At 64.3% G+C, this 19,106-nt stretch carries 18 protein-coding genes; 16 read left to right on the top strand and 2 right to left on the bottom strand.

Going from position 1 to position 19,106, the window contains the following annotated elements:
* Nucleotides 1-51 precede the first annotated feature (51 nt).
* On the top strand, nucleotides 52-1,941 hold the full coding sequence (locus tag AC6CIG_RS02620) for a bifunctional sugar phosphate isomerase/epimerase/4-hydroxyphenylpyruvate dioxygenase family protein (RefSeq protein WP_498322205.1): 1,890 nt from the start codon (nucleotides 52-54) through the stop codon (nucleotides 1,939-1,941).
* Nucleotides 1,942-1,972: 31 nt separating this feature from the next.
* Here AC6CIG_RS02620 and pcaQ read toward each other — a convergent pair whose 3' ends face one another.
* Nucleotides 1,973-2,914 carry a pca operon transcription factor PcaQ gene (pcaQ, locus tag AC6CIG_RS02615; RefSeq protein WP_498322203.1) on the bottom strand — a complete coding sequence of 314 codons (942 nt, stop codon included), beginning with the start codon at nucleotides 2,912-2,914 and terminating at the stop codon, nucleotides 1,973-1,975.
* Between the two features lie 93 nt (nucleotides 2,915-3,007).
* Here pcaQ and pcaD point away from each other — a divergent pair, with 93 nt between their 5' ends.
* From pcaD to AC6CIG_RS02590, 5 genes are all read left to right on the top strand, one after another.
* Nucleotides 3,008-3,814 carry a 3-oxoadipate enol-lactonase gene (gene pcaD / locus AC6CIG_RS02610; RefSeq protein WP_498322201.1) on the top strand — a complete coding sequence of 269 codons (807 nt, stop codon included), beginning with the start codon at nucleotides 3,008-3,010 and terminating at the stop codon, nucleotides 3,812-3,814.
* Nucleotides 3,811-4,218 (top strand): 4-carboxymuconolactone decarboxylase, encoded by a 408-nt coding sequence (gene pcaC / locus AC6CIG_RS02605; protein ID WP_018096140.1) that lies wholly within the window; start codon nucleotides 3,811-3,813, stop codon nucleotides 4,216-4,218. The genes pcaD and pcaC overlap by 4 nt, the downstream gene beginning before the upstream one ends.
* Nucleotides 4,219-4,236: 18 nt before the next feature.
* The gene (pcaH, locus tag AC6CIG_RS02600; RefSeq protein ID WP_437405638.1) at nucleotides 4,237-4,998 is read left to right on the top strand and encodes a protocatechuate 3,4-dioxygenase subunit beta; all 762 of its coding nucleotides are present in this window, start codon (nucleotides 4,237-4,239) and stop codon (nucleotides 4,996-4,998) included.
* Nucleotides 4,999-5,008: 10 nt separating this feature from the next.
* Entirely contained in the window at nucleotides 5,009-5,623 is a 615-nt protein-coding gene (gene pcaG, locus AC6CIG_RS02595; RefSeq protein WP_102761593.1) for a protocatechuate 3,4-dioxygenase subunit alpha, read from the top strand.
* A gap of 82 nt (nucleotides 5,624-5,705) precedes the next feature.
* Nucleotides 5,706-6,761, top strand: coding sequence for a 3-carboxy-cis,cis-muconate cycloisomerase (locus AC6CIG_RS02590; RefSeq protein ID WP_498322198.1), 1,056 nt, complete (start codon nucleotides 5,706-5,708; stop codon nucleotides 6,759-6,761).
* Between the two features lie 10 nt (nucleotides 6,762-6,771).
* Here AC6CIG_RS02590 and AC6CIG_RS02585 read toward each other — a convergent pair whose 3' ends face one another.
* Nucleotides 6,772-9,393, bottom strand: a complete 2,622-nt coding sequence (locus tag AC6CIG_RS02585) for a malto-oligosyltrehalose synthase (RefSeq protein WP_498322196.1) — start codon at nucleotides 9,391-9,393, stop codon at nucleotides 6,772-6,774.
* Between the two features lie 179 nt (nucleotides 9,394-9,572).
* Between AC6CIG_RS02585 and msuE the strand changes: the two genes are divergently transcribed.
* The 10 genes from msuE to AC6CIG_RS02535 all read left to right on the top strand — a co-directional run bounded on the left by msuE (nucleotide 9,573) and on the right by AC6CIG_RS02535 (nucleotide 19,106).
* On the top strand, nucleotides 9,573-10,130 hold the full coding sequence (gene msuE, locus AC6CIG_RS02580; RefSeq protein WP_102761595.1) for an FMN reductase: 558 nt from the start codon (nucleotides 9,573-9,575) through the stop codon (nucleotides 10,128-10,130).
* A gap of 84 nt (nucleotides 10,131-10,214) precedes the next feature.
* Nucleotides 10,215-11,564, top strand: coding sequence for an LLM class flavin-dependent oxidoreductase (locus AC6CIG_RS02575; protein ID WP_498322194.1), 1,350 nt, complete (start codon nucleotides 10,215-10,217; stop codon nucleotides 11,562-11,564).
* Between the two features lie 16 nt (nucleotides 11,565-11,580).
* On the top strand, nucleotides 11,581-12,426 hold the full coding sequence (locus AC6CIG_RS02570) for an ABC transporter permease (protein WP_498322192.1): 846 nt from the start codon (nucleotides 11,581-11,583) through the stop codon (nucleotides 12,424-12,426).
* Nucleotides 12,427-12,522: 96 nt separating this feature from the next.
* The gene (locus AC6CIG_RS02565; protein WP_498322191.1) at nucleotides 12,523-13,515 is read left to right on the top strand and encodes an ABC transporter substrate-binding protein; all 993 of its coding nucleotides are present in this window, start codon (nucleotides 12,523-12,525) and stop codon (nucleotides 13,513-13,515) included.
* Nucleotides 13,516-13,525: 10 nt separating this feature from the next.
* The gene (locus tag AC6CIG_RS02560) at nucleotides 13,526-14,296 is read left to right on the top strand and encodes an ABC transporter ATP-binding protein (RefSeq protein ID WP_498322189.1); all 771 of its coding nucleotides are present in this window, start codon (nucleotides 13,526-13,528) and stop codon (nucleotides 14,294-14,296) included.
* Between the two features lie 181 nt (nucleotides 14,297-14,477).
* On the top strand, nucleotides 14,478-15,650 hold the full coding sequence (locus AC6CIG_RS02555) for an ABC transporter substrate-binding protein (protein ID WP_018096150.1): 1,173 nt from the start codon (nucleotides 14,478-14,480) through the stop codon (nucleotides 15,648-15,650).
* A 126-nt stretch (nucleotides 15,651-15,776) separates the two neighbouring features.
* Nucleotides 15,777-16,640 carry a branched-chain amino acid ABC transporter permease gene (locus AC6CIG_RS02550; protein WP_498322188.1) on the top strand — a complete coding sequence of 288 codons (864 nt, stop codon included), beginning with the start codon at nucleotides 15,777-15,779 and terminating at the stop codon, nucleotides 16,638-16,640.
* 6 nt (nucleotides 16,641-16,646) lie between these two features.
* Nucleotides 16,647-17,648 (top strand): branched-chain amino acid ABC transporter permease, encoded by a 1,002-nt coding sequence (locus tag AC6CIG_RS02545; protein ID WP_498322428.1) that lies wholly within the window; start codon nucleotides 16,647-16,649, stop codon nucleotides 17,646-17,648.
* Nucleotides 17,645-18,409: an ABC transporter ATP-binding protein gene (locus AC6CIG_RS02540; RefSeq protein WP_498322186.1), complete on the top strand. Its 765-nt coding sequence runs from the start codon at nucleotides 17,645-17,647 to the stop codon at nucleotides 18,407-18,409. Before AC6CIG_RS02545 ends, AC6CIG_RS02540 begins: the two co-directional genes overlap by 4 nt.
* Nucleotides 18,390-19,106: an ABC transporter ATP-binding protein gene (locus AC6CIG_RS02535; protein ID WP_498322184.1), complete on the top strand. Its 717-nt coding sequence runs from the start codon at nucleotides 18,390-18,392 to the stop codon at nucleotides 19,104-19,106. The genes AC6CIG_RS02540 and AC6CIG_RS02535 overlap by 20 nt, the downstream gene beginning before the upstream one ends.

Below are 19,106 nucleotides of genomic sequence, written 5' to 3'. Positions count from 1 at the left end.
GGCCCTGCCACGCGGACCGGCAAAGGACGAGGCCGGCGAGAGGAGATCGGCATGAAGACCTCGATCGCGACCGTTTCGATCAGCGGCACTCTTTCGGAGAAGCTCGCTGCCGTCGCTGCGTCAGGCTTCGATGGCGTGGAGATATTCGAGAACGATTTCCTGACCTTCGACGGCTCGCCGGCGGAGGTCGGCCGCTTGGTCGGCGATCACGGGCTGGAGGTGACGCTTTTTCAGCCGTTCCGCGATTTCGAAGGTCTGCCGGAACCGCACCGGTCGCGTGCTTTCGACCGGGCGGAGCGCAAGTTCGACTTGATGCAGGAGCTTGGAACGGAACTGATGCTCGTCTGTTCCAGCGTTTCCCCGCTCGCATTGGGCGGCATCGACCGCGCTGCCGACGACCTTCGGGAACTGGGCGAGAGGGCGGCCAAGCGCGGCTTGCGCGTCGGCTACGAGGCGCTTGCCTGGGGCCGCCATGTCAACGATCATCGGGATGCTTGGGAAATCGTGCGGCGGGCGGACCACCCGAATATCGGGTTGATCCTCGACAGTTTCCACACCCTGTCGCGCAATATCGACCTGCGGTCGATCCGATCCATTCCGGGGGACCGCATCTTCATCGTTCAGCTCGCGGACGCGCCGCGAATCGACATGGATCTGCTTTATCTCAGCCGCCATTTCCGCAACATGCCCGGCGAAGGCGATCTTCCGGTCGTCGATTTCATGCAGGCTGTCGCCGCGACCGGCTATGACGGCGCCCTATCGCTGGAAATCTTCAACGACCAGTTCCGGGGCGGATCACCCAGGGCGATCGCCGAGGATGGACATCGTTCCCTGGTCTATCTGATGGATCGGGTGAAGCGGCGCGAACCGGTCGCGAAGAGCGCGGAGGCAATGCCCGACCGCGTCGAGGTGCTTGGCGTCGAATTCGTGGAGTTCACCGCCGATCGGGCAGAGGCGGAGGCGCTCGGGTCGCTTCTGGGAACGATGGGTTTTCACGCGGTTGCCTCACATCGCGAGAAATCGGTGGCGCTCTGGCGCCAGGGTCGCGATCGTGGAGGCGTAAACATCGTCATCAACACCGAGCAGCATGGCTTCGCTCATTCGAGCTACCTGGTGCACGGGGCATCGGCCTATGCGATCGGCCTGAAAGTGCCCGATGCCGCGGCCGCCGTCGAACGCTCGGGCGCGCTCGGGGCCGAAATATTCCGGCCCGAGGCAAACGAAGAAGAGGGGGCGATGGCCGCAATCCGCGGCATCGGCGGCGGCTTGATCTATTTCCTGAACGAGGCCGACGACGTTTGGTCGCGCGAGTTCGTCCGGTCGGGAAAGGCGCCTCAGGGATCATCGCCCCTTGTCGCCATCGACCATGTGGCGCAATCCATGCAGGCGGAGGAGCTCCCGAGCTGGCTGCTTTTCTACACGTCTATCCTCGATGCCGACAAATCGGCAGAGGTCGATATCGTCGATCCTGCCGGTCTGATCCGCAGCCAGGTCGTGGAGAATGCGAGCGGGACGCTCCGGCTGACATTGAACGGAGCGGACAACCACCGCACGCTGGCAGGCCACTTCATAGCAGAGAGCTTTGGCTCGGGTGTCCAGCATGTGGCCTTCCGCACCGACGATATCTTTGCAGCCGCCGACCATATGCGCCGCAGCGGCTTTCGCCCATTGGCAATCTCGCGCAACTACTATGACGACATCGAGGTGCGGTTCGGGCTCGAACCTGACTTCGTCGATCGACTGAGGGAAGAGAGCATCCTCTATGATCGCGATGAGGAAGGCGAGTATTTCCAGATCTACGGCCCGACCTATGGAGAAGGCTTCTTCTTCGAAATTGTCGAGCGGCGCGCCGGCTATCGCGGCTACGGCGCAGCCAACGCGCCCTTCCGCATCGCCGCTCAGAAGCGCTCGCTTCGACCCGCCGGAATGCCGGCTCTTTAGGGTTGGCGAGGGGTTCAATACCCCCCGGGTGCTACGCCGTCCTCTTTGCTTCCGCAGCCATCGCCGTCCCGGCCGCCTCGCGCAGCGTCTGCATCAGGATCGAGAGCGGCAGCGACGGGATAGCGTCGGTCCGCATGGTAAGCCCGACGGGTCCCCTCGTCTCGCTCGTGTCGACCGGCAGCGCCGCCAACACACCATCCGCGATATCCGTGGCGACGACGCCCGCCGATATGATCCAGATGGCGTCGCTGGAGCGCACGAACGCCCGGCCGAAGGAGTCGGAAACGGTCTCGATCTGGTTCGGAAGGCCGGCGATGCCGTTGGCGATCAGGAAATGCTCGACGAAGGGGCGGATGATCGAGGCGCGGGTAGGCATCAGCACCGGATAGTCGCTCAGATGCGCGAACACAGATTGTTTGCCGGAGATGAGCGGATGTCCGGCGCGCACCGCGAAGACCACCTGTTCCGAGTAGAGATGCTCGAACGAGAAGCCGATCATCTTGTCCGGAGCGGCGAGCCTGCCGACGACGAGGTCGAGATCGCCCACGCGCAATTGTTCGAGAAGCACTGCGTTTTCACCGGTGACGATCTTGATGCGTGCGCCGGTCTTCTCTTTCAGGAAGAGCGCGATGGCGCGGGGCATGATGCGGGTCGAAACGGTCGGAAGCGCTCCGACGCGGATCGGCGGACCTTCGCCTGACCGCTCCTGCGAGACGGAATCGAGGCCTTGGCGCAGCGCCGTCAGCGCGGCGCCTGCATGGCGCAGAAAGACCTCGCCGTAGCGCGTGATCTTGATGCCGCGCCCCTCGCGCTCGAAAACCGCGACCCCCAGAACCTCTTCGAGTTCCCGGATCGTCTTGGTGACCGCCGGCTGCGTGACATGCAGGAGTTCGGCCGCCTTCACCACGCTCTTCTGACGCGCGACCTCGACAAATGTCTGCAGATGGCGAAACTTAACGCGAGCGTCGATCACGGATCGCATAACCCTCTGGTTAAGGGAAAGCCACGAAATATCATTTTACCTAACCAGATGAAACATCCAATTTGACGACGGAGGAGAGCTGCCGTGCAATTCACCCGCATCAACGACGTCACGATTCACTATCGCGTGGTTGGCGCGGTCACGGAAAGGCCCGCGCTCGTCTTCATCAACTCGCTCGGCACGGATTTCCGCATCTGGCGCGATGTCGTCCTCCGACTGGCGGGCGATTTTGCCATCGTGCTCTACGACAAGCGTGGCCACGGGCTGTCCGATATCGGCCAGGTCCCCTATTCCATCGAGGACCATGCGACCGATCTCGCCGGACTCCTCGATCGCCTCGCCGTGAAAAAGGCGATTGTTTGCGGACTTTCGGTCGGCGGTCTCATCGCGCAATCGCTCTACGGCCGCCGCACCGACCTCGTGCGGGCGCTCGTGCTTTCCGACACCGCCCACAAGATCGGTACTGCCGAGTTCTGGGACGCCCGCATCGCGGCGATCGAGGCGCATGGCATAGAGGCGGTCGCCGACGGCGTGCTCGAACGCTGGTTCACCCCGGCCTTCCGGCGACCCGAAAACCTTGCCTTCACCGGCTACCGCAACATGCTGGTCCGCCAGCCGGTGCCGGGCTATGTCGGCACCTGCGCCGCCATCCGCGACGCCGATTTCACGGAAGCCGCGGGCAGGATCGCGGTTCCGGTGCTCTGCGTCGTCGGCGACCAGGACGGTTCGACCCCGCCCGACCTGGTCCGCTCGACGGCCGATCTCATTGCGGGCGCGCGCTTCGAAGTGATCCGCGGAGCGGGACATATCCCCTGCGTCGAGCAGCCGGAAGCCTTGACGTCGGTGCTGAGACGCTTCTTCCGATCCGTGTTGTCTGGAGGCAAACCATGAGCGATGCCCTTGCGCCTTCCGGGCGCTACCGACAGGGAATGGCGACGCGACGCGCCGTTCTAGGCGACGATCACGTCGACCGGGCAGAGTCGGCATCGACCGATTTCGACCGTCCTTTCCAGGAGCTGATCACCGAGGCGGCATGGGGGCATGTCTGGTCGCGTCCCGGCTGGACGAAGCGGGAGCGGTCGATCGTCACCATCGCCCTGCTCGCCGCGCTTGGACAGGACGAGGAGGTGGCCATGCATGTCCGCGCCACGGCCAATACCGGGGCGACGCGCGAGGATATTTGCGAGGCGCTGCTGCATGTTGCCATCTATGCAGGCGTTCCGGCGGCCAATCACGCGATCAAGATCGTCAAGCAGGTTTTCGCGGAAATGGATGCCGGCACGGCTGCTCGATAGGGGCGAGGGAGAAGGACGATGTCCGACAATCAAAATGGCAGACGGAAGGCCCAGCCCGAAACGGGCGCCTTTTTCGCCCGCGACCGCGCCTGGCACCCGCCGGCCTTCGCGCCCGGTTACAAGACCTCCGTGCTGCGTTCGCCTCAGAAGGCGCTGCTGTCGCTCGACGGGACCATATCCGAGATCACCGGCCCGGCCTTCGGCCATTCGATGCTTGGCGAGCTCGACAACGACCTGATCCATAACTTCGCCAGTCCCGGTGAAAGCGCGATCGGCGAACGCATCATCGTCCATGGCCGCGTCCTCGACGAACGCGGCCATCCGGTTCGGGGTGTGCTCGTCGAGTTCTGGCAGGCGAATGCCGGCGGACGCTACCGTCACAAGAAGGAAAGCTATCTCGCGCCGCTGGATCCGAATTTCGGCGGCTGCGGCAGAACGATCACCGACGAGGAAGGCCGTTACTGGTTCCGCACGGTCAGGCCCGGAGCCTATCCCTGGCCGAACGGCGTCAACGACTGGCGGCCCGCCCATATCCATTTCTCGGTCTTCGGCCACGGTTTCGCCCAGCGCCTGATCACGCAGATGTATTTCGAGGGCGATCCGATGATCTGGAAATGTCCGATCGTCGGCACGATCCCCGACCGCCGGGCGATCGAGCAACTGATCGCGGCTCTCGACTGGGGCAACACCGTGCCCATGGATGCGCGCGCCTACAGGTTCGACATCGTGCTGCGTGGCCGCCGCTCGACCTACTTCGAAAACAGGCCGGAAGGGAATTGAGGAGGCACCGATGGTTCAGGATCCAGGCACCCTCAAGGAAACGGCGTCGCAGACGGCTGGCCCCTATGTCCATATCGGCCTGACGCCGAATTTCTGCGGCATCGGCGGCGTATATGATGGCGACCTCGGCGCTTCGATGGTCAACGACAAGACGCTCGGGCAGCGCATCACCGTGACCGGTCGCGTCATCGACGGCGCCGGAATGCCGCTCAGGGACGCACTTCTCGAAATCTGGCAGGCGGACGCAGCCGGGCTCTACAATTCCCCGTCGGATCTGCGCGGTACGGCAGACCCGAACTTTACCGGCTGGGGACGCTCACCGACGAGCGACGAGGACGGTGTCTTCACTTTCGAGACGGTGAAGCCGGGCCGCGTTCCATTCCACGACGGCCGGCTGATGGCCCCGCATGTCAGCTTCTGGATCGTCGCGCGCGGCATCAACATCGGCCTTCACACGCGCATGTATTTCCCAGACGAGGCGGCGGCGAATGCCGAAGATCCGTTGCTTGCCCGCATCGAGCACCGCCACCGGGCCAAGACGCTTGTCGCGGCGGGTCAGGCGCCTAATTATGTCTTCGACATTCATCTCCAGGGCGAGAAGGAAACGGTCTTCCTGGATATATGATCGTTCGGCAGCCCGCCCCCGCGTTGCCGCATGCGTGTGAGGCTCCCTTCGAATCGAAGGGAGCGAGAGCTGGAGATGCGGCATGACCTATTCGGCCTTCGATCACCCCTATCTTTCCGGCCTTCTGGGAGACGAGGCGGTGGCGGCGGAATTCTCCGTCGTCGCCGATGTTCGCGCCATGCTGGCCTTCGAGGCGGCGCTTGCGCGTGCCGAGGCGCGCCACGGCGTCATCCCCGAGGCGGCCGCCAATCGCATTGCCGAGGCATGCCGTGGCTTCTCTCCGGACGTCGGCGCCATGCGCCGGGCAACTGCCATCGACGGTGTCGTCGTTCCCGAACTCGTGCGGCAATTGCGTCGGGCGGTCGGCGAAGAGGCGGCGGAACATGTCCATTTCGGAGCCAGCAGCCAGGACGTGGTCGATACCAGCCTCATGCTGAGGCTGAAGGCGATCGCGGAACTTTTCTCCGGCCGGGTCGGCGACGTCGTGAGGGCGCTCGAAGCTTGCGGGCGGCACTGGGGCGAGCGTACGCTGACCGCCCATACGCGGATGCAGCCGGCGATCCCGATTACAGTGGCCGACCGGCTGCGGAGCTGGATCGAGCCGCTGTTCGACCATCAGGACAGGCTGGATGCCACGGGAACGGACATTTTTACGGTGCAGTTCGGAGGGGCCGCCGGCACGCTCGAAAAGCTCAAGGGCAAGGCCGACATCGTCCGCGCGACGCTGGCGGAGGAGCTCGCGCTGGTCGACTGCCCGCAATGGCACAGCCAGCGCCTGCCGATCGCTGATTTCGCCCACCTCCTGTCGCTCGTCACCGGCAGCCTCGGCAAGTTCGGTCAGGACGTGGCGCTGATGGCGCAGGCGGGAGACGAGATCGTGCTTGCGGGCGGCGGCGGCTCCTCGGCCATGCCGCACAAGCAGAACCCGGTCGCCGCGGAGGTGCTGGTGACGCTCGCCCGCTTCAACGCGACGCAGATTTCCGCCATCCACCAGTCGCTGGTGCACGAGCAGGAGCGGTCGGGCTCCGCCTGGACGCTCGAATGGCTGATCCTGCCGCAGATGGTCGGCGCAACGGCCGCCGCATTGAGGCTCGCCGCCGAGCTCGCCGGCAATGTCCGGCGGCTGGGGCGGGTGTGAGGTAGATTCCTCACGCCTCGACCAGCAAGGCGACAGGGAAGTCCCGCAGGATGTCCGCCAAGGCGAGAAGAGGCCGAGGCTCGGTGACGCCGCCCGTCAGGAGATTGCACATGGGCTTGAACTGGCAGCCCTCGGGCAAGGCGAGAAAGGCGTTTCGCCACAGTTCCGGACGGATGGATACGCGGCCGTCGACCGTCTGGCCGAAGACAAGCCGTGGGACGACTGTGAGCGCAAAGCCATTCCGGCTGCGACGCATGAAAGCGGCGGCGTGACGGGCGCCCCGACCTTCGACGCGCACCGCGCGATATTCGCCTCTTCCAAGACAATCCGCGCCGCGCCCCCGGCGATAGTTCAGGCCTATCGAGATCAGCGTCTGCTTGCAGTCCTCGAAATCGCCGATCGGCGGCGCTTGCGGCAGCCGGGAAGGCGAGGGGCGCGGTGAAAAGCCGCGGCGGTTGTCGGGATCGACGAGGGAAAGGTCGACGCGTTCGCTGCCCTGATAGATATCGGGAATGCCGGGCGCGGTGAGCTTCACCAGCGTTTGCGAGAGGCTGTTGATCAGGCCGGCATGGATGAACGGTGCGGCCGTTTTCTCGAAATCGCCGAGGAAGGACCGGTTCCGGCGATCCAGGAGATCGCCGAGAAAGGCCTTGATCGCTGCTTCATAGCGCTCGTTCGGATCGTCCCAGCTTGTCCTGAGCTTTGCCTCCCGCAGCGCCTTAACGGCGAAATCGAGCATCCGCTCGTGCAGAAAGATCAGGTCGTCTTCGTCACCGAGCGGCGCTATGGGCCAGGCACCGAGCAGGCTCTGATAGAGGAATTGCTCGACCGAAGCGTCCGGTTCCTCGCCGGCCGGGAGTCGGCCCATGCTTTCCGCATTCATCCCGTGCCAGCGGTCCACCGCTGCGGCCCAGACGTCCGGTGCCTCGCTGATGACGTGGAGCCGGGCGCGCGCATCTTCACCCCGCTTGGTGTCGTGCGTGGAAGTCGCCGACAGGCCGTGCGGCATCCGGCTTGCGCGATCCTGCATCGTCGCATGAAAGCGGCCGACGCCGCCGGGCGTCCATAAGGGGGAGGCACCCACCTCGTTCGCCGCGAGGTAATCGCCTCTCCGATAGAAGAAGGTATCCTCGACCGCCTTGGCCATGACCGCGCCGCTCAACTGCTGAAAGCGCGTACGGAATTCAGAGCGCAGCTTGCCGTCGGCCGAGTCGATCGGCAGCCTGAGTGCGGGAACGATCGCTGCGATCTCGGCGCCGACGGCGGGCGCGCGTGCCGCTGCCTTCGCTGCGGCTGCGTCGAGGATGCGGCTGTCGCGCGCTCCGGCCCCCCGGTCGCCGACATAGGTCCGATAGACGGGCAGTGCAGCCGTCAGCTGGGAAATGGCCTCACCGGTCCGCTCGTTCTGGTCCGGATCCTCATCGCCTGTGAAGCGAGCGGCCAGTCCGGTCAGCCGCCGGACTTCCGTATTGAAATTGCGGCTCAGGACCTGGAGCTTGCATCCCGTGACCGCCTCTTCGGCCGCCGATCGCCTTTCCTCGCTCGAAAGCCACGAAGAGGGAGTGTCGTCGGAAAGGAGATCCGCGAGGGCCGATATGAACTCGTAGCCCGTGGTTCCGTCGACCGGCCAGTCGGACGGCAGCGTTTCGTTCTCGCCAAGTATTTTCTCGACGATGATATAGGTGCCGTCGCCGGCCTCCCGGCGGAGCCGGTCGAGATAGCCCTTGGGATCGGCCAGGCCGTCGATGTGATCGATCCTGAGCCCATCGATCAGGCCTTCCCGGACCAGGGCGAGCGCAAGCCGGTGGGTATCCGTGAAGACCGCGTCATCTTCTACGCGCATGCCGATGAGGCCGGCGACCTCGAAAAACCGCCGGTAGCTGAGCTTGTCCCGGGCCGTCTGCCAGCTCATCAGCCGCCAGGATTGTCTCCGATGCAGCCGGTCGAGTGTGTCTGCGGAGAACCGGGCGAGACATTGGTCGAGTTCGGCAGCGAGCGATGGCGTCGCGACGACAGAGGCGATTTCCGCGTGGAACTGTGCGGCGGTTTTCCGTTCGACCGTGCCGGCGGCAGCCGCGAGCCTTTCGAGCACGGCATTGCCGTTGCGCGGGATCGCCGCATAGCTGGCGGGATTGAGCGGATAGAGAGCCTCGTAATAGCGGAGCGCCAGGCAGCGGTGCTCGTGGTCGTAAGCAAGGCGCAGATTGCCGGCTGCGACCTCTTCCTCAAACGACCGGCCGAGGAAGGGGAGCGTAAGCGGCTCCCGCCAGTCGATGTCGAAATAGTCGACAAATTCGCTAAGGCGGCCCCATTCGATCGCGCTGTGCCACCAGTCATTCTCGAGATGCGCGGCCATGTGGTTCGGGACGATGTCCAGAATGAGACCGAGTCCTTCGGCTTTCAGCGCATGGGCGAGCCGCACAAATCCGTCGTAGCCACCCAGGTCCGGGTCGATCTCGTTGTAGTCGACGATGTCGTAGCCATGGGTTGACCCTCGGACCGCGGTGAAAACGGGCGAGGCGTAGAGGTGAGATATGCCGAGCCCGACGAGGTGCGGGATCAACTCCACGGCTTTTGCGAAGTCCATCCCGTTGCGGAATTGGAGACGGTAGGTTGCGTCGGGCAGATGCATGGCGGTCTTGCGCTTGTCTGGCGGTAACCCCGCGGCCGGTGCTTTGTTCCCCCAGGGAAGCCTCGAAGCAAAGTCTTCTTGTTCGCGCATCGGGAATAGAACGGCGTTCCTTTAGTCTACTAAGATTATAGATTTTGATGAGTATCACGAAAGCACGGATCTCACGAGGAGCTAAAGCGATGCCGCAGACACGAGTGGTGGGTATTTCAGGCAATATCACGCGTCCGTCCAGGACACGCGCATTCGTCGACCATATCGTCCACCGGCTGGCGGTCGATGCCGGCGCGTCGGCGCAGACCTTCGATATCGAGGACTTCGGGGCGTCGCTGCTCCCCGCGAGAAGGCTCGACGAACTCGCACCGGAAGCGCGATATGTCGTTGGTCAGATGCTTGCAGCCGACATTCTGGTGGTGGGGTCGCCGACCTTCAAGGGAAGCTATACCGGCCTCTTCAAGCACGTCTTCGACCTGCTCGATCCCTCCTCGCTTCGCGGCAAGCCCGTCATCCTCGCCGCTACCGGGGGCGGGGAGCGCCACTCGCTGATGGTGGAGCATCAGTTGAGGCCACTGTTCGGCTTCTTCGAGGCATTGGCGATCCCGACCGCGATCTACGCCTCCGACAAGGACTTTGCCGACGGCTCTCTCGCCTCCGAGGCGATCCATGACCGCGTCGGCAGGGCGGTCGGCGAGGCAACGCAGGCGCTCGCGCGCGCCGCCAGGGCAAGCCTGGCGGCTTAACCGCAATTTCAACCCAACCCGGTTTGCGTCGGCAATCGAGGCGAAGTGACGCCAGCCGGCGAAGCAAATCCAACGGAGGCAGCAATGACAAGACAGATCAAGCTTGGAGCCTTTCTTCCCGGCGGCGGCCAGCATATTGCCGCCTGGAGGCATCCGGGCGCTCCGGCAGATGGTGCAACCAATTTCGAATTCCACAGAAGGCTCGCCGAGACCGCGGAGCGCGGCCTGTTCGACGCCTATTTTCTCGCCGACAACCTCTCCGTCGGGCTTGGCGGCCGCGAAGGCGGCAATGCGAAGATCGCCGGTTTCGAGCCTGTCACCCTCTTTGCAGCACTCGCACCGCTGACGACCCATCTGGGCTTCATTGCCACGGCATCGACGACCTATGAGGAGCCCTACACGCTCGCCCGCAAGTTCGCCTCGCTGGACCTTCTGTCCAACGGGCGGGCAGGCTGGAACGTGGTCACCTCCGCCGGCGACGAGACGGCGCGCAACTTCAACAGAGAGACGCAGCCGAGCCACGCCGAACGATACGAGCGCGCGCACGAGCACGTCGAGACCGTCAAGGCTCTATGGGACAGCTGGGAAGATGATGCCTTCATCCGCGACAAGGCGACCGGCCGCTTCTTCGATGCCGGCCGGGTTCACGACATCGACCACAAGGGCAAGCATTTCAGCGTCAAAGGACCGCTGAACGCGCCGCGTCCCGTCCAAGGACATCCGGTCGTGGTGCAGGCGGGGCAATCCGAGGACGGACGCAGGCTTGCGGCGGCAAGTGCCGAGGTGATTTTCACCGCCCATCAGAACCTCGCTTCGGCGCAGGAATTCTACCGCGACATCAAGGCACGCGTGAAGCACGCCGGGCGCAACCCCGACCATGTGCTGATCATGCCGGGGGTGGCTCCTTTTGTCGGCCGGACCGAAGAGGAGGCGCGCTCCAAATATGAAGAGCTGAATGCGTTGATCGTGCCGGAGGACGGCGTGGCGCTGTTGAATGGCCTGACCGGCGGCACGCTCGACCTGACGGGATATCCGCTCGATGGGCCCTTGCCCGTCAGCAATCAGACAGAAGGAATGAAAAGCCGGCAGGCGCTGATCCGAAAGATCGCGGACGAGCATGGCTTCACCATCCGCCAGCTCTATCAGTGGATCGCGACCGCACGCGGTCACTGCACCGTCGTCGGCAGCGCCGAGCAGGTCGCCGATCAGCTCGAGGAGTGGTTCCTGAGCGAAGCGGCCGACGGTTTCAACATCCTGCCGCCATGGCTTCCGGGCGCGCTCGACGATTTCGTCGATCTGGTCGTCCCCATACTGCAGAGACGCGGCCTGTTCCGCACCGCCTACGAGGGGCGGACGCTGCGGGAAAATCTCGGACTTCCCCGTCCGGCGAACCCGTGGACTTTGGCGCGCGCGACCGTTCAGGCGGCCGAGTAAGAGGGGAGACACGAAAATGAGCTTGCAGGAACTCGACAGGTCGATCCTCCACGAAGGCGGCAGCGTCAGCGCAAGAGCGGACGAGTATCTCCGCCGGTCAGGCGCCGCCGCCGGCAGCTGGCTGTCGCGCTACGGACTGCTCATCGCCTTTCTTGCGCTCTGGCAGGCGGCCAGCACCGCCGGCTGGATCAATCCGGCCGTGTTTCCGTCCGTCGGTGCCATCCTTTCCGCCCTGTGGACGGGAATTTCCGGCGGAGCCTTGCTCGACGACATCGCGATCAGCATTCAGCGCTCCGGAACCGCCTTCGTCGGGGCGGTGGTCCTGGCCATACCGCTCGGTCTCTTGATGGGGCAGGTGCGTCCGATCGAGAACGCGCTCGATCCCGTCCTCCAGCTTTTCCGCCAGACGTCCGCGCTCGCTCTCTATCCGGTTTTCATTCTGCTTCTCGGACTCGGCGAGGCGTCGAAAGTCTTCGTCATCTTTTGGGCGACGCTCTTCCCGTTGCTTCTGAATACCATCAACGGGGTCAAGGAAGTGGATTCGAAGCTGATCGAGATGGCGCGCGTCTATGGCGCGTCGCGTCTCACTGTGTTCCGTCGCGTGGTTCTTCCGGGCGCCGTTCCTTCGATCTTCGTCGGCCTGCGCCTGAGTGCGACGACTGCCCTGCTGCTGCTCATCGCATCCGAGATGATCGGGGCCAATAAGGGCATCGGGTTCCAGGTCATGAACGCCCAGTACAATTTCCAGATTCCCCTGATGTTCGCGGCGATCTTCATTCTCGCCGGGCTGGGGCTCGTCTCCAATTACGCGCTGGTCTTTGCGCAGCGCCGCCTCTGCCGCTGGAGCGACGCCTCGAACTAGAGCAATTCCAGAAAAAGTGCGCAGCGGCCTTCCGCCCGGAACTGCAGCAAAACGGCCTCGACATTCGAAACTTCCAGATCATGGAAAAGGTGACATATGACGATTTCCATTCGTGCCCTCGCATTCGGCAGCCTGTTGTCGATCGGGCTTTCCAGCCTTGCAGCAGCAGAAGCTCCGGAACCGGTGACGCTGCGGTTCCTCGCGAGCCAGGGCAGCCTGTCGCCGCACGAACTCGCCTATGAGCTCGGCTATTTCGACAGCCTCGGCATCAGGCTCGAGAATGTCGGTTATGCGGGAGGCGGGCCCGCATCCCTGTTCGCGCTTGCCTCCGGCAGCGTCGACATCGGCTCGGCGGCGACCGCAGCCGTCATCAACTCGATCGCCGGCGGAAACGATTTCGTCGCGGCCTTTCCGACCAACGGCATCAACGAGCAGGTCAAGAGCATATTCTACGTGCTCGAAGACAGCCCGATCAGGTCCATCGGGGATATCGCAGGTAAGACGATTGCGGTGAATACGCTCGGGGCGCATCTCGACTATGCGGTACGCGAGGCGCTGCACACCAAGGGCTTGCCCGAAAACGCAGCAAACCTCGTCGTCGTACCCGGGCCGCAGCTCGAGCAGACGCTCCGGTCGAACCAGGTCGACATCGCCGCCGTGGGATACTGGCAGGCGACCTTCAACGGCCAGATATTGGATCACGGCGGGGTGCGTGCGGTCTTCGACGACACGGATGTGCTCGGCGAAATTGCCGGCGGTTTTGCGGTTCTCAGGCGGGATTTCGTCGAAAAGAATCCGGAGGCCGCCAAAAACTTCGTTGAACAATCCGCGCGCGCCGCCGACTGGTCACGCGAGCATCCGGAAGAAGCGCGCGCCGTGCTCGCCCGTATTCTGACCGAGCGCGGCGAAAACGGCGATCTCGCGAGGCATTGGACGGGATTCGGTCTGCGAAAGGGCGCGCAGGCGACCGAGCGCGATCTGGATTTCTGGATCGGCGTTCTCGAGCGCGAGGGCAGCCTGCCGCAGGGCAAATACAAGGCTTCCGATCTTCTGTTCCGGCCGGACGCGACGTCCGCCGCGGCGAATTGAGGTGGTGAAAATGGCTGAAGTCAGAAGCCTGCGCAAAGGAGAGGTGGCGTTGCGCGATCTCTCGAAATCCTTCCGCATCAACGGGCGGCGGCTCAGCGTCCTCAGGAACCTCAATCTGGACATCCGGTCCGGGGAATGCCTTGCGATCGTCGGGGCGAGCGGATCGGGCAAGACGACATTGCTGCGGGTTCTTGCGGGTCTCGAGACGGCCGATGCGGGCCGGGTATTGATCGACGGCCGGCCGGTTGCTGGTGTCGGCAAGGAGCGCGCCGTCATTTTCCAGGAGCCGCGGCTGCTTCCCTGGCTGACGGTTCTCGGCAATGTGGCCTTCGGCCTGAAGGTACGAGGCGAGGATTCCGGGCGCGCCGAGGAGCTTGCACGTCACTACATTTCGCTTGTCGGCCTTGCCGATTTCCAGGATGCCTATCCGAAGCAGCTTTCCGGCGGAATGGCGCAGCGGGTCGGGCTTGCGCGAGCGCTGACGGTAAAGCCCGAAATCCTGCTGCTGGACGAGCCGCTGGGCGCCCTCGATGCGATGACTAAGCTGATGATGCAACAGGAGCTCGAGCGCATCTGGCGGGAGGAGAACGTGACGATGGTTCTGGTCACGCATGATCTCGAGGAGGCCATCTATCTGGCGGATCGTGTCCTGATACTGCCGAAGCAACAGGACGGAGCGCGGAGAGCGATCGACATCGACCTGCCCCGGCCGCGCGATCGCAGCGGCGCACGCTTCGTGCGCTACAGGCAGGAACTGCTTCGGGAATTCGGGCTGCACTGACGCACGCGCGCGCTTCCTCCATAACCCCCCCGGACAAAACAATAACCGGGGGATTATGGATTTCCGCCCATATTTCATTTTTGCATCACCGTTTGACATGGCAGACTGCCCGCTGTCGATTGCGATTGATGTAAAAGGAAGCGATGCCGGCCGGGAGTAGCGGCGTCGCGGGGGAGGAAATATGACAAGGCTCATTCTGGCCGCACTCGCGGCTCTGGCAACGAGCGTCGCGGCGCAGGCGGATACGATCAAGGTCGGCGTCGTCGGACCGTTTTCCGGTCCCTTTGCGCTGCAGGGCAAGAACTTCAAGGCAGGCATCGACGCCTATATGGCGGTGAACGGCGCCAAGGTCGGCGACGACGATATCGAAATCCTATACCGCGACGTGCCGCAGGCGGACCCGGCCCAGTCCAAGGCGCTGGCGCAGGAGCTGGTCGTAAAGGAAGGTGTGCAATATCTCGCCGGCTTCTATTTCACGCCCGACGCGATGGCCGTCACGCCGCTGCTCGAGCAGGCGAACGTGCCGCTGGTGATCATGAATGCCGCCACGTCGGCGATCGTCACCAAGAGCCCGCTCGTGGTGCGCACCTCCTTCACGCTCTGGCAGACATCCACGCCGATCGCCAAGGTGGCGAAGGATGCCGGCGTCTCGAAGATCATCTCCGTGGTCAGCGATTACGGCCCGGGTGTCGATGCGGAGAACGCATTCAAGGCCGGCTTCGAGGCGGTGGGCGGCGAGATCGTGGAGGCGATCCGCATGCCGCTGTCGACCAACGATTTCTCGCCGATCATGCAGCGCATCAAGGATTCCGGTGCCGAAGGCGTCTTCGCCTTCCTGCCGTCCGGCCCGACGACGCTCGGCTTCGTCAAGGCGTTCAACGAAAACGGCCTCAAGGATGGCGGCATCAAGTTCTTCGCGCCGGGCGACCTCACCCAGGAGTCCGACCTGCCGGCGCTGGGCGACGCCGCGCTCGGCCTGCAGACGACCTTTCACTATGCCGTTTCGCATGACTCGCCGGAAAACAAGGCCTTCGTCGAGGCGGCCGCCAAGGCGATCGGCAATCCGGCCGAGCTCTCCTTCCCCGCGGTCGGGGCCTATGACGGCTTGCATGTCATCTACAAGATGATCGAGGCGACGGGGGGCGAGCAGGATGCCCAGAAGGCGGTCGATGCCGTGAAGGGGCTCTCCTGGACAAGCCCGCGCGGGCCGGTGTCGATCGATCCCGAATCGCGCCATATCACTCAGAACATCTATCTGCGCGAGGTCGCCAAGGCCGATGATGGAACCTATTACAACAAGGAAATCCAGACCTTCGAGAAACAGGGCGATCCGGGTCTTGCCGCGGTGAAATGATCGGCGGCCATCATCTCGACCGGTTGATCGAAGCCGCCATATGCGACGGCTGCATTGCTGGTTTGGCGGAAGCCTTCCGGAATGAGGATCGAGGGTGAAGCCTTGCCACACCGTTAGGATGCGCTCATGCAAACCATCTCCAGCATAGCCGTCGATGCGCTCGCCTATGGCATGGTGCTGTTCGTGATCTCGATCGGCCTTTCGGTCACGCTCGGCCTCATGCGCGTCGTCAATCTTGCCCACGGCGCCTTTGCGATGATCGGCGGCTATATCGCATCCTATGCGGCGCGTGATCTCGGGCTCGGCTACGGAGTCGCGGTGCTGATCGCGGTCTTCGGCACGATCGTCATCGCCATCCCGATCGAGCGCCTGCTCTACCGCCGCATCTACGGCCAGCCGGAGCTGACTCAGGTGCTGATGACGATCGGTATCACCTTCTGCATCATCGGCATTGCCAACTACGTCTTCGGCCCGACTCTCAAGACGATCCCGCTGCCGCCGAGCCTCGAGGGCTCCGCCGATCTCGGCTTCCGCTCGATCGCCGTGCACCGGATCTTCGCGATCGTCTGCGGCCTCACCGTTGCCGGAGCCCTCTGGTTTGCCATCGAGAAAACCGCCTTCGGGGTCAAGCTCCGCGCCGCCGTCGACGATGCGGCGATGGCGGCGGCACTCGGAGTGCGCACGGAGGTCGTCTATGCCGTGAGTTTCGCCGTGGCCGTGGGGCTTGCCGCGTTCGGCGGCGTCGTCGGCGCGGAACTGCTGCCGGTCGAGCCCTATTATGCGCTCAGATACATGGTCACCTTCCTGGTGGTCGTTTCCGTCGGCGGTGCGGGGTCGATCCCGGGTGCACTTGCCGCCTGCCTCCTGCTTGGCGGCATCGATACGACGGGGCGCTATCTGATGCCGGAATTCGGAGAGTTCTTCTTCTATCTCGCCGTCATCGCCGTCGTCTGCGTGTTTCCGCGCGGCCTTGCCGGGAGGATGAAGTAGGTGACCATGGCAACGATGAACGAAGCAGCCACGGCACTTTCTGCGGGCAGGCGGGGGTTCGGCCACGATCTTGCCGGCCTCGCCCTGATCCTCGTGCTGGCCGCCATCGGCTACCTGCTCTTTCCGAACAATCTCGCGCTGCTCACCCGCATCATAGCGATCGCGCTGCTGGTCCTCTCGCTCGATCTCGTCACCGGCTATTGCGGCGTCGCGACCCTCGGCCATGCCGCGCTGTTCGGCAGCGGCGCCTATGCCGCCGGGATCGCGGCCGTGCATTTCGGCACTACCGATCCGCTCCTCATGGTCGCCGCCGGTATTCTCGGCGGTGCGGTGGCGGGGCTCGCCTGCGGGGTAGTGATCCTTCGGGCGCACGGTCTGCCGCAGCTCGTGCTCTCGATAGCGCTCATCCATCTGTTCCATGAATTCGCCAACAAGGCCTCGTCCTGGACGGGGGGAAGCGACGGACTGGCCGGCATCGCGCCCGATCCGCTCATCGGCCTTTTTGCCTTCGACCTCTGGGGCCGCACGGCCTATGTCTTCGGCGTCGTGCTGCTCGCAATCGTCTTCGTGCTCCTGCGCCTCGTCGTGCGCTCGCCTTTCGGCATGCTCTGCCGCGGCATCAAGGAGGATCCGATCCGCATTCAGGCGATGGGCGCGTCGCCGACGATCGCCCTCCTCAAGATGTATGTGATTTCCGGCGCGGTCGCCGGCGTCGGCGGGGCGCTCAACGCCGTCTCGACGCAAGTCGTCGGTCTCGACAGCCTCTCCTTCACGCTCTCGGCCGAAAGTCTGGTCATGCTCGTGCTCGGCGGTACCGGCTCGCTCTTCGGGGCGCTTACCGGCACGATCGTCTTCATGTTCTTCGAAGATCTCGTCTCGGCGGCCAACCCGTTCCATTGGCTGACCATGGTCGGGGCCCTGTTGATCGCGGTCGTGCTCTTTGCGCCGAAAGGGCTTTACGGCACGGTCGCAGAAATCCTCGCGCGGCGATGGGGGGCGGGCCGATGAGCGCCATATTCGAAGCCAGAAATCTCAAGCGCTCCTTCGGCGGTCTCGCCGTCACCAACGATGTCAGCCTTTCCATGGCACCGGGCGACCGCGTCGCCCTGATCGGCCCGAACGGTGCCGGCAAGACGACCTTCGTCAATCTCGTCACCGGTAATCTGAAGCCGGATGCCGGAGAGGTGCGGATCGGCGGCGAAACCGTCACCCATATCGACGCGATCGGCCGCGTGCGCCGCGGCCTCGTGCGTTCGTTCCAGGTGACGCGCCTTTTCCAGGACATGACGCCCGCCGAGCACGTGGCGCTCGCGATCCTGCAGCGCGACGGCCGGGCGGGCCGCATGTTCGGCAATTTCCTGGCGATGCCCGGGGTGATGGCAGAGGCCGGTAGCCTGCTTGGCAAGCTTGGCCTGCGCGATCTGGCGCACCGGCCGGTGCGCCAGGTCGCCTACGGCCAGCAGCGGCTGCTGGAGATCGCGGTCGCGCTGGCGCTCAAACCTAAGGTGCTGCTGCTCGACGAGCCGGCAGCCGGCGTGCCGCAGAGCGACACGGGCCGCATCGAGCAGGCGCTCGCCGAACTTCCCGATGACCTTGCCGTCCTGATGATCGAGCACGACATGGATCTCGTCTTCCGCTTCGCCAAGCGCGTGATCGTGCTTGCTGCCGGCATGGTCATCTTCGACGGCTCTCCAGCCGACGTCACCAAAGATCCGCGTGTGCGCGAAGCCTATCTCGGGAGCTATGCCGATGCCGGCAGCACCGCTTGAAGTCGACAATCTCTCCGCCGGCTATGGGCCGACGCGGGTGCTGGAGGGGATTTCCTTTTCGGTGCCTGCCGGCGCGCGGCTTGCGGTTCTCGGCCGCAACGGCATGGGCAAGACGACGCTGCTCGCTACGCTCGCCGGGCAGACGCGCCGTTACGGCGGACGCATCCGTATCGGCGAGGCCGACGTCACCACGCTGCCGAGCGCATCACGCGCGCTGAAAGGCCTCGGCTTCGTGCCGCAGGCGCGCTGCGTCTTCCCGTCGCTGACGGTTGAGGAAAATCTCTTCGTCGGCCTCAAGGGCCGGCCAAAGACGGCGCTGAGCGAGGCCTATGAGATGTTCCCGCGCCTCTACGAGCGGCGCCGAAACCTCGGCTTGCAGCTTTCCGGCGGCGAGCAGCAGATGTTGTCAACCGCCCGCTCGATCCTCGGCCGCCCCTCGGTCCTGCTGCTCGACGAGCCGCTCGAAGGACTGGCGCCGGTCATCTGCGAGGAACTGATGAAGGCTTTCGCCGAGCTCGCGAAAACCGGCGACATGACCATCCTGCTGGTGGAGCAGCGCATCCAGAGCGCCCTCGATTTCGCCGACCGGGTGATCATCCTGGAGCGCGGCAGGCTCGCCTGGAGCGGAACGCCGAAGGCGCTGGCGAAGGAGCAGGCCACGGTCGAGCGGCTGCTGGGGGTCGGCGGCTTGCATTGA

It is taken from the genome of Sinorhizobium sp. GQ132 (assembly GCF_059758575.1).
This window is presented reverse-complemented; position numbering and strand designations above follow the sequence as displayed.